The 11,546-nt window shown below is 38.9% G+C and carries 10 protein-coding genes; 9 read left to right on the top strand and 1 reads right to left on the bottom strand.

The genetic code is table 11. The annotated features are described in order from the left end of the window. Positions 1-53: 53 nt before the first annotated feature. From ACJJVU_RS07515 to ACJJVU_RS07500, 4 genes are all read left to right on the top strand, one after another. Positions 54-869 carry a sugar nucleotide-binding protein gene (locus tag ACJJVU_RS07515; RefSeq protein WP_405227481.1) on the top strand — a complete coding sequence of 272 codons (816 nt, stop codon included), beginning with the start codon at positions 54-56 and terminating at the stop codon, positions 867-869. A gap of 64 nt (positions 870-933) precedes the next feature. Next, positions 934-1,281, top strand: coding sequence for a hypothetical protein (locus tag ACJJVU_RS07510; protein WP_405223839.1), 348 nt, complete (start codon positions 934-936; stop codon positions 1,279-1,281). Then, a complete protein-coding gene (locus tag ACJJVU_RS07505; protein WP_405223837.1) occupies positions 1,282-1,881 on the top strand; it encodes an alpha-ketoglutarate-dependent dioxygenase AlkB family protein in 600 nt (199 codons plus the stop codon). A 521-nt stretch (positions 1,882-2,402) separates the two neighbouring features. Next, positions 2,403-3,290 (top strand): AraC family transcriptional regulator, encoded by an 888-nt coding sequence (locus ACJJVU_RS07500; protein ID WP_405223835.1) that lies wholly within the window; start codon positions 2,403-2,405, stop codon positions 3,288-3,290. Here the strand turns inward: ACJJVU_RS07500 and ACJJVU_RS07495 are convergent. Next, positions 3,279-4,052: a S1/P1 nuclease gene (locus tag ACJJVU_RS07495; protein ID WP_405223833.1), complete on the bottom strand. Its 774-nt coding sequence runs from the start codon at positions 4,050-4,052 to the stop codon at positions 3,279-3,281. The two genes, ACJJVU_RS07500 and ACJJVU_RS07495, sit on opposite strands and share 12 nt — an antisense overlap. Positions 4,053-4,204: 152 nt before the next feature. On the opposite strand from ACJJVU_RS07495, the gene ACJJVU_RS07490 reads away from it, so the two are divergent. From ACJJVU_RS07490 to ACJJVU_RS07470, 5 genes are all read left to right on the top strand, one after another. After that, complete coding sequence (locus tag ACJJVU_RS07490; protein WP_405223831.1) at positions 4,205-5,164, top strand: alpha/beta hydrolase; 960 nt, start codon at positions 4,205-4,207, stop codon at positions 5,162-5,164. Between the two features lie 77 nt (positions 5,165-5,241). After that, positions 5,242-7,146 carry a peptidase M61 gene (locus tag ACJJVU_RS07485; protein WP_405223829.1) on the top strand — a complete coding sequence of 635 codons (1,905 nt, stop codon included), beginning with the start codon at positions 5,242-5,244 and terminating at the stop codon, positions 7,144-7,146. Positions 7,147-7,201: 55 nt separating this feature from the next. Next, a complete protein-coding gene (locus ACJJVU_RS07480) occupies positions 7,202-9,394 on the top strand; it encodes a DUF5916 domain-containing protein (RefSeq protein ID WP_405223827.1) in 2,193 nt (730 codons plus the stop codon). 109 nt (positions 9,395-9,503) lie between these two features. Next, the gene (locus tag ACJJVU_RS07475; RefSeq protein WP_405223825.1) at positions 9,504-10,754 is read left to right on the top strand and encodes a DUF819 domain-containing protein; all 1,251 of its coding nucleotides are present in this window, start codon (positions 9,504-9,506) and stop codon (positions 10,752-10,754) included. Positions 10,755-10,804: 50 nt separating this feature from the next. Then, positions 10,805-11,503: a DUF4369 domain-containing protein gene (locus ACJJVU_RS07470; protein WP_405223823.1), complete on the top strand. Its 699-nt coding sequence runs from the start codon at positions 10,805-10,807 to the stop codon at positions 11,501-11,503. The last annotated feature ends 43 nt before the right edge of the window (positions 11,504-11,546 follow it).

The following is an 11,546-nucleotide window of genomic DNA, read 5'->3' as shown; positions in this document are numbered from 1 at the left end:
TTATTTAAAAAATTGTAGTTATCGCATTTAAAAAATCAAAAGATAAAGTTTTAATACTAGGCGCTAGTGGCTTTCTAGGAGGTGCTTTATACAAGGAATTGTATAGGTACTACAACACCTATGGCACCTATCACTCTGGAAAGATCTACAGTGATAATCAGCACTATTTACGATTTGATCTTGTAGAAGATGATGTGTATGAAGTGCTACTCAAGATAAAACCGTCTGTAATTATCGCTGCACTTAGAGGTCCCTTTGGCGAACAGCTAGAGGCTCATGAATCTATGATTGCTTATGCTCAAGAATCTGGCTGTCGTATCGTATTTATCTCTAGTGCAAATGTCTTTGATGCTTTTACAAACTACCCTAGTTATGAGAATGACAAAACGCTCTCAGAAAGTATCTATGGTAAATTAAAAATTAGAATAGAGACGCTCTTAATGCGACATCTTCCAGAGTCGCAATATGCGATTGTGAGACTGCCTATGGTTTTTGGCGTGGGTTCACCTCGAATTGAGGAACTCAAAAACCAATTATTACTAGGAGATGCCATAGAAGTTTTTCCGCATCTGGTGATGAATACTACTACAGATACCAAACTCTGCCAGCAGGTGCACTATATTATTAATAGAAAACTCTCTGGTATTTTTCACTTAGGAAGTACAGATCTCATTCATCATAAAGAGTTTATACATGAGTTAGTAATTATGCTAGACCTCAACAGGAAACCTATGTATAAAAACGTGTTTACGAGTAATTCTGATCGCTATCTAGCGGTCTTACCTAGAGACAATAAACTGCCTAAACACTTACAAGTAACTAATGAAGGCGTAGTGGCAGGAAGCAAAAAGTACAACGCCGAGTTTTAAGATACATCTTTCTTATTTTACAACTCACGGTTGTACCTTTATAAAACACCCTAAATTACAGCTTATGCCTTGGCATTTTTACCTTATGTCTATTATGTACATCCTTGCAGGTGTTATGCATTTTATAAAACCTCGAGTATATGGAGCTATTATGCCTGCCTATATTCCTTACAAAAAAGCTATGGTTTTTTGGAGTGGTGTGGCAGAAGTTGCTGGAGGCGTAGGATTACTCTTTGAAGAAACTAGAGCTATTGCAATCTGGGGAATTATTGCGATGCTTATTGTATTTTTTACAGTACATATCGATATGCTAAGTAATGAAAAGCTAAAGGGTAAATTTCCCGTATGGGCACTATGGATGCGCTTACCATTACAATTAGGGTTAATTTATTGGGCTTATCAATATTTATAGATGTCATTATTTTCAGAAGAACCATATTCACTTAACCTCCCAGATGCAGCCGTCACCTATTACAAGAACATGCTCACAGAGGAACAGGCGGCTTCTTATTATGAAACGCTTCTAGAAGAAATCTCGTGGCGTCATGATGACATTAAAGTTTTTGGAAAAGTATACCCACAACCTAGACTTACGGCACTCTATAGTTCTAATTCAAAATCATACTCGTACTCAAATATTACCATGGTTCCTGAGCCATTTACAGATGCACTACAAGCTATTAAAAAACGAGTAGAAGAGATCGCTGGAGTGACATTTACTACATGTCTCCTTAATTTATACCGTGATGGAAATGATAGCAACGGCTGGCACGCAGACGATGAGAAGGAGTTAGGTAACAATCCAATTATAGCTTCTGTAAGTTTAGGAGCTCCTCGCCTATTTAAATTTAGAAACAAAGTTGACAAAACTCAGCAAGCTAAACTCATTCTTGAGCCCGGAAGCTTATTGTTAATGCAAGGAAGTACACAACATCACTGGCATCACCAGTTACCTAAAACTGCAAAAAAGGTGGCTCCTCGTATTAATCTTACCTTTAGAATTATCGCATAAAAAAAGCAAACGTTTAGGGGAAACGCTTGCTTTTAAAAACTTCTCATTACAAGAAGGAACATTGTTCACTTAGGGGTGAAAGCCGTATGCTTTTAAAAAGCCTTAGAAGTTACTTATCTGCTAGTAATCTAGGGGTTACTCGACATCATTGTAAAATAGTCTCCTAAGGCCAAATATTTTTATGATAAACACCTAATACCTCACGCCTTTTGCAGTGGTATTGGACATTTATTACAAGAAAGAAAGAGGTGCTGTATATGAAACATTAAGACAATGTGCTTCACTCTAACACATGTCTAAAAAAAAAACCAACAAACTAACCTTAAAACAAAACACCACAGCCCCTCTGTAGTTTCTCTCTCTAATTCTGGTGCAAAGCTATGCGTGCATAGTATATTTTAACTTGTATAAAATTTAGTATTAATTGTACAATATTTAGAAAAACATTAGGATTTGACTAAATGCTTATTAAAAATTAAATTGTATCTTATACAGTATCAAATCTTTAATCCCCAAATCCTATGCAAAGATTCAGTTTACAAGATACTTTTCTGATAAAAAAGTTCCAGAAATTAGACAGACATCAAGACGAAGATAAACGTACTTATTTTGAGATAATTTTTATAGAAGAAGGAAAAGGAAAGCATTTTATCAATGAGTTTATCATCTCTTACAACGCAGGTGATATTTTTTTAATTGCCCCAGACGACACTCACTGGTTTGAAATAAATGAGATTACAACTTTCTGCTACTTTCAATTTACAGAATCTTTGTTTTCAAGTAAGATGAATCTACCTGATAGATCTTACTGGTTACATCGCATAGAACGTATTATACAAAACCCTAATCTTATACCTGGTGATGTAATAACAGCAGACTCTGATAAGGAGCTTATCTGGCAGATTCATAATGCCATTGTACTTGAGTATGAAATGGCCAAAGAGTTTTACAAACACAATATCTCAAATATGGTAAGTACCACCTTGAGTATAATTGCGAGAAACATTACACGTGATTTGAAACCTAGGTCTGTTTCTTCTAGAAAAGATCAACACACCACTATAGATGATATCTTAAACTATATAAGACAGCATGTTTATGATAGAGATAAAATGAAGGTAGCTGCTATTGCCGAGAGATTATCGATGACTAGTAGTGGCTTAAGTGCATACTTTAAGAAAAAGACTGGAGATTCACTACATCATTATATCATCATGTATAAACTACACCTTGTAAAATACAGATTAAAAAACACAGACTTCACGGTTTCAGAAATTGCGTACCAGCTGGGCTTTACAGATGAAAGTCACCTCACTAGGATTTTTAAAAAATACAATGAGATGACTCCAAAACAATATAAAACTAAAGAGGACGAGGTATTAGAGGATGATATTCCTCTAACCAAGTAACTCATTAAGTAGCTGAGCTAGGCGCACCCCACCTTTTTGCAGTTGGCCCTTTAAAGTTTCAAAGTAGTCATACATATAACGGTAGCCTAGTTTATCTCCTTTTTTAGTTTTTGAGTAAATATCTTTTACAAGATCCCTACTATCTTCCATCCACTCTTTATAGGTGCCAGCCGCCATTGCCTCACGTTGTCTTTTTGTGATTTCTGGCATACTGTCTGCAAGTTCGGTATAGCTCATACCGTAGCTTTCAATCATTTGTGTATCCCAGACGCGGTGTAAATTTGTACCATCATTATACCATTGTACTTGAAAATCATTCCCACCCTTATCTTCTCCTATACCAGTATGAAGTGGTTGGTGTAAATCTCCTATAAAATGTACTAGCATGCGTAAGTTAAAAGCTTTCTCCTCCTTTGTAGCGGTATCAGATTTTATAACAGTTATACATGATTCAATCCCTGTAATAATATCTCCTCTTTCATTCTTAGGGTGTACATCATATGTACTATCAAAAGGTACATTTACATAATGTTGTGTACCGTATTTTCTATATTTAGAATCACTTTTAATCTCATCTGCATAAGTAGATACTAGAGCAAGCGACTCGCCATCAAGTATTTCGGCAATTGCTTTTCTTGCTTTTTTAGATAGGTATTTTTCGGCAATAGCTCCTGTGGTTCTGTGGCCTGTTTTTCCCCAGTCGTAAGCAGAGACGTTTGATGTAAATACAAGAACTAGTACTAATGAAATAAGTATACGCATTGAATAATTTTTTGCCAAATGTACAATGAAACTTCTATGTTGCGTGTTATAAAACTATTAAGAATAGGTACGCTTTCGCGAAACTCGTCCCGCATTCACTTCGGAAAGCGTGAAACTACACTATCTTTATCATGGCAATAATAAACATCCTTATGAATACATATACTTTTTTTACTAAAACCAAATTACTCTTAACTCTCTTATTCATTGGGTTTTTACAACAAGCGCTTATCGCGCAAGAATATGGCGGTAGCAGTGATGTGCGTATAAGTGACATGGTGTATGGCACTTTACTTACTCCTGAAGTTCCTACCTCAAAAATTGCGATTATCATTCCTGGGTCAGGACCTACAGATCGCAATGGTAACCAGCAAATGATGCGTAACAATAGCCTCAAACTTCTTGCTGAGTCTCTAGCAAAGGAAGGTATTGCAAGCATACGATATGACAAACGCGTACTCACCCTTCTCAAGAAAAACGCACTACAAGAAGAACGTCTAGATTTTAATATGTTTATAGATGATGCGGTAGCTGCCATAAATTATGTAAAACAACAAGGACGTTTTAAAGAACTATATGTAATAGGTCATGAACAAGGTTCTCTCATAGGAATGGTAGCCGCCCAGCGTACAGATGTACAAGGTTTTATCTCGCTCTCTGGATCTGGGCAATCGATAGATCAATCTATCATCCATCAGATAGGCTCACAAATGCCAGATCTCAAGGGCAAAGCTATGAGCGCATTTGCCACACTCAAAAAAGATGGACGTGTGACAGATTACTCTCCTGCACTTACCTCTATCTTCCGTCCATCTGTGCAGCCGTTTATGGCAAGCTGGATGCAATACGATCCTAAGGTTGAAATAGGTAAACTTACTGTGCCAACTCTTATTATTAATGGTACAAACGACATACAGACCTCCAAGCAGGAAGCCGTTTTATTACAAGAAGGTAATAGTGAAGCAACTCTCGTCATCATAGAAGGTATGAATCATGTGCTTAGAATAATAGATGGTGATGATCTAGAAAACACAAAGTCTTATAATAATACGAAGCTTCCACTAGCTAAAGAGTTAATAAGTACCGTTGCTGGGTTTATCACAAAGCACTAGTACCTATCAAAATTTCTAGATAAGATAGAATTACTACATTTGACTTCTAACAGTCACTCATGTCTACAATCTTCAAGATGAAAAAGATCTATTATATTATTGCTTGCTCTATACTTATAGTAAGCTGTGATGTTCTCAATAAGCCCCTTGCTAGCTCTAACCTAGCTACTCAAAAAAACAAACTAACCCGTAGTGCCATAGATCTTGTAAGCTTGAGCAATGATCGTATTAAAGTACGTGTACAACCTGCGCCTATATATAAGGACGTAGCAACTTTTTACATTCCTGAAACGGTGCCCGGTACTTACTCTGATGATGATTATGGAAAGTTTATAGACAGTGTTGCTGCCTATGGAACTTTTGGAAAGAAGCTTAAGGTCACCAAAACCTCAGATAATACGTGGGACATTAAAAATGCACGTAATCTTGATTACATCGATTACTATGTGAATGACACTTATGATGTAGAGGCAGAACACACTATTTTTTCTCCTGCGGGGACCAATTTTAAAGAAAACGAGCAGTTTATGCTCAATTTACATGGAATTCTTGGGTACTTTAAAGATCAGGAGGAAATGCCTTATTATGTAGATATCAATAGACCAGAAACTATGGAAGCTACTACTAGCCTTCCACGCTTTGCAGACTCACTGTATGTAGCGCAAGATTTTGGAAATACAGGAATTACAGATACCTACAAAGGCGATAGATATTTTGACATTGTAGATAATCCTATCATGTATAATGTACCTAACAAAGAGGTATTTACTATAGATGACATTACTATCGAGCTTAGTGTATACAGTCCTTCTGGAACGGTAAAGGCGTCAAGCCTTAAGCCTAATATAGAGCGTATGATCAAAGCACAAAAGAACTATTTAGGTGATTTTAATGCTACAGACCGTTATACCATCTTACTATACCTTACTACAGGCGAAGCAGATGATGCACAAGATCTAGGAGCGCTAGAACATCACACCTCTACGGTGGTCGTACTTCCAGAGTCTATGCCTCAAGAAAACCTTGATGATGCCATGGTAAATGTAGTATCGCATGAGTTTTTTCATATCGTGACTCCGCTTAATTTACATGCTACGCAGATTCATAAATTTAAGTATAATGATCCTGAGATGAGCATGCACTTATGGATGTATGAAGGGATTACGGAGTACTTTGCTCAGCACTTTCAAGTGCAGCAAGGACTCGTTACTCCAGAAGATTTTTACAACACGCTCGTTCAAAAAATAAGTAATGCAAAAGGGTATGATGATGTTATGTCATTTACTAAGATGAGTGCAAATATTCTTGAAGAGCCATATGCATCAAATTATGGTAACGTATATGAAAAAGGAGCTCTTATCGGGATGTGTCTTGATATACTTATGCGTAAAAATAGCAATGGCGAGCGTGGTGTTCTCGACCTTATGAAGGAACTTACGTATCAATATGGGCCTAACAGACCTTTTGAAGACAGTAATCTGATCCCGCAAATCACCCAAATCACCTACCCTGAAGTGGGCGAATTCTTTACAAATCACGTGATAGGTACCCAACCTATACAGTACAAAGACTTTTTTGACTTAGTAGGACTTGATTATAGCACTACGCTAGTAGATACAGGCTTCTTATTAGGAAAAGAACGTCCTTATATTAATGGCAACAAAGAAGAAAACACCATTTATGTACTTCCAGGAAACCTCAATACATTTCTCACTGCGCTGGGCGTACAAGGAAACGATGTGATTACCGCAGTAAATGGAACTGCTTATGATCTTTCTAACGTATACGATTTAATAACAGTCTCAAATAGCTGGAAATCTGGTGATGCAATTACTATGACTGTACAAAGAGATGGTAAAGAAGTGGCACTTACTGGAACGGTAATTACACCACAAATTCCGCAGGCAACACTGGTAGAATTACAAACGTATAACGATGACTTACAGCGAGTTTTACGTGAGAAGTGGCTAAAAGGTTCGTAAGTTTTATCGCATACAAGACATTTTTTTGATACATTCGGGGAACTAACCATTCCTGATGTATAAATTGCTACTCTGTGTACTCCTTGCGGGAGTAAGTACAGCGCACTACGCTCAAACCAAAGAAGTAGGTGTATCCTTTATAGAAACACCTATTACGATAGATGGTGTACTTGATGAAACTGCCTGGAACAAAGCAGTCCCAGCAACAAACTTCTGGCAATACTTCCCTACAGATACCATACAGGCACCTTATCAATCTGAGATACGTTTTTTATATAATGACAAAACCTTGTATGTAGGCATCAAAGTCTATGCGCAGGGCGACGATTATATAGTCCCATCGTTGCGCCGTGACTTTAGAGCAGGCGGAAGTGATAATATCACCTTAATGTTTGACACCTTTAATGATGGTAATAACGCGTTTCTTTTTGGTTCCAATCCTGCTGGCGTGCGCAGGGAAGCGCTAGTCTCTGGCGGCGGAAAAGATTTGAGAGGTTTTACCACTAGCTGGGATACTAAGTGGGTGGGAGAAACCACGGTACATGACGGCTATTACGTATGTGAGTGGGCAATCCCCATGAGCGCCTTTAAATATAGAGAAGGCGAAACCCGATGGCGTTTTAATAGCTACCAATTTGACACCCAAGATAACTCGCGAAACACGTGGATACAAATTCCTCAGAATCAGAATATTTTTAATCTCGCTTACATGGGCGATATGGTTTTTGAGAAACCGCTAGGTAGCTCAAAAAGTCCCATCTCTATAATTCCTTATGTAAATGCCATTGCTGGACAAGACAGAGAACTAGACGACAACTTTACCGAGATCAAGGTGGGCGGTGATGCGCGCTTTACAATAGGCAACAGCCTTAATCTTGATGTCACTATCAATCCAGACTTCTCCCAAGTAGAGGTAGATAATGCTATTACAAACCTCTCACGTTTTGAAGTAGGACTGCCAGAGCGCAGGCAGTTTTTTATAGAAAACAGCGACCTCTTTGCAGATTTTGGTGATCCTGGGGCGGCAAATCCTTTTTTCTCGAGGCGTATAGGTATAGCCGAAGATCTTGATGGGAACACGGTACAGAACAACATTGTAGCAGGTGCCCGCTTGAGCGGTAAGCTCACAAACAAGCTACGCGTAGGTATTCTCAATATGCAAACGGAAAATGATGAACCTATTGAGATTGCAGCAACAAATAACACCGTTGTAGCCTTACAACACAGCGTTTTTAGCAGGTCAAATATAAGTGCCATTTTTGTAAACAAGCAGAACACCAGTGATGCTGCCTTTGTACAACCTGATGAAGAATACAACAGACTTATAGGCCTAGATTATAACCTAGCCAATAAAGACAATAGCTGGAACGGTAAATTTTACCTCCATAAATCCTTTACTCCTGGGGTTGATAGTAAAGACTACTCTGGCGGAGCGCGCATGGAGTACAATAAAAATAACTGGCGGGCGACGAGCGCTACGCTATTTATAAATGAAGACTTCAACTCAGAGCTTGGTTTTATACCTCGTAAGGATATCTTTAGGAACTTCAGTAAGGTGGAAAGGCTCTTTTTCCCGAAAGGCGGAACAATCAATAGGCATATATTTTCTTTAAACTCCTTCTTTGTATGGCGGCCAGAAGTCGCTTTTACCCTTGGCGACCGCACACTCTCACCACAGTGGGAAGCCCAGTTTAAAAATACGAGCAGCCTGAGTGCAAAACCTAGAACGCGCTACACAAAACTCTTTGACAGCTTTGACCCATCGCGATCAGACGGACTAGAACTACCAGAAGGAAGCGAGTACCGTTATACCAATCTGGAAGTGGAGTACAAATCTGACCAGCGCAAGAAGTTTTACTACACGGCAAATACTACCTATGGCGAGTTTTTTAACGGGGAGATACTCACTTTGCGAGCAGAAGCTACCTTGCGCTTGCAACCTAAACTTGTGCTAGGGATAAACGCCCGCTATGACAACATAGACCTCCCAGCTCCTTATGCAGATAATCGCATCTGGCTTGTAAGCCCGCGTGTAGATGTAACCTTTAGTAAAAACCTGTTCTGGAATACGCTTGTGCAGTACAGCACCTTGCAAGATAACTTTGGGATTAACTCACGCTTGCAATGGCGATTTGCCCCACTTTCAGACTTATTTTTGGTGTATAATGACAACTATTTTACAGATACCACCTTTGCTCCTCGCTTCCGGAGTATTAATTTAAAACTTACTTACTGGTTATATTTATAGGGATTTTGGTATTTTCGGATTCATTTGGCGGTAAGCCTTAGTTTATTTTTTATGCTTCTTGCAGTGAAAGTGATCCCATTTTCGCGAAAGCGTAATTACCCACATTATTATGGAAAACACACCTTATTTTACAAATGACGCCATCGTTTTTGGCCTCATTGCGCTTGCACTTGCATTTATATTTTATACCTCGAGTAAGAAGACAGGCTTCTGGGGGAAATTTTATGGCATTGTACCTGCCCTACTGCTATGCTATCTCATTCCTGCGATTTTTAATAGCCTGGGGCTGATAGATGCAGAGAGTAGCCAACTGTATTATGTGGCGAGTCGCTACTTGCTACCCGCATCGCTGGTGCTTATGACGCTTAGTATAGACCTTAAGGCAATTGTAAACCTAGGCCCTAAGGCGCTTATCATGTTTTTTACAGGAACGATAGGGATTGTGATAGGTGGCCCGCTAGCGATACTTCTCATCTCTTCCGTATCACCAGAAACAGTAGGTGGTGCTGGACCAGATGCAATATGGCGTGGCCTCTCTACACTAGCAGGAAGCTGGATAGGCGGTGGTGCAAATCAAGCTGCGATGCTTGAGATATATAAATACAATCCAGAAAAATACGGTGGTATGGTACTGGTAGATATTGTGGTGGCAAATGTGTGGATGGCCATAATTTTACTAGGTATAGGTAAAAGCAACCGCATAGATAAATGGCTTAAGGCAGATAACACAGCTATAGAAAAATTAAAAGAAAAGGTATCAACCTTTACCGAAGGGGTAAAGAGAAACCCGACGCTTTCTGATCTTATGGTTATGCTGGGTCTTGCCTTTGGCGCGGTGGGTATTGCACACTGGGGATCCGGTGGTATGAGCGCTTTATTTTCTGATATCCCAAAGGATTCTGCGCTTGCCTCCTTTGGCTCTACTTTTTTCTGGATGGTCACGATTGCAACTGCGATAGGGATTTTACTCTCCTTTACAAAAGCCAAAAATTACGAAGGTGCTGGAGCAAGTAAAATAGGCAGTGTGTTTATTTACATACTTGTTGCGAGTATAGGGATGAAAATGGATCTCACCACTATTTTTGAAAACCCAAGGCTTATTGCCATAGGTTTTGTGTGGATGGGTATACATGCGGGACTCCTCATACTGGTGGCAAAACTTATAAGAGCACCCTTTTTCTTTCTTGCTGTGGGAAGCCAGGCAAACGTGGGCGGGGCAGCCTCTGCTCCTATTGTCGCGGCAGAGTTTCACCCGTCGCTAGCTAGTGTGGGTGTGTTGCTAGCAGTTTTTGGCTATGTGGTGGGAACATATGGCGCAATACTCTGTACAATTTTAATGGAAATGGCAGCTGCGGGCTAGTATTATATGTAAAATAGTAGCATATTTGCCGTCTATAATTAAAACCAATTATGAATAAAATAGTATACATTCTCTTATTAGGCATCTTGATGGTCTCTTGTTCAAAAACAGGAAATCTTACAGTCACTGGAACGGTAAAAGGTCTTAAAAAAGGAACTTTATATGTACAGCGCGTGCAAGATACCATGCTTGTAAATCTAGACTCTCTTGTAATAGACGGTGAGCCAGAATTTGAGTTTATACTTGACATAAAAGAACCAGAGGTTTACTACTTACACCTTGATAAAGCAGATGAGTCTGGTTATGATGACCGTATTCCTTTCTTTGCAGAGGCTGGAATTATTAATATCACTACCTCCCTTAAAAACTTTGAAGGATTTGCAGCCGTAACAGGGTCTGAAAACCAGATGCACTGGACACAGTTTAAGAATATGAACAAGCAGTTTAATGATAAGAATCTTGATCTTATAAAAGGTTCTTTTAACGCTAGACAGCGAGATGATCAAGAAGAGATTCTTGCTTATGACGACTCATTACAAAAACTACTTAAAAGAAAGTATCTATACACGGGTAACTTTGCAACAACAAACAAGGATCTTGAGATTGCTCCTTACCTTGTAATGACACAAATACCAGATGCTACCACTCCGTATCTAGATACTTTATATAAGACATTCCCTAGAAAAACTAGAAATTCTAAATACGGGAAGCAGCTCAAGAAGCTTATAGAGGAGCGCAAGAAACAGTAAGCACCTTTAAGATCGTACTACTATTATAAGCATGATGTGATTT

Origin of the sequence: Dokdonia sp. Asnod1-B02, from assembly GCF_045063955.1 — a bacterium.
In the GTDB taxonomy this organism is placed as follows: domain Bacteria; phylum Bacteroidota; class Bacteroidia; order Flavobacteriales; family Flavobacteriaceae; genus Dokdonia.
This window is presented reverse-complemented; position numbering and strand designations above follow the sequence as displayed.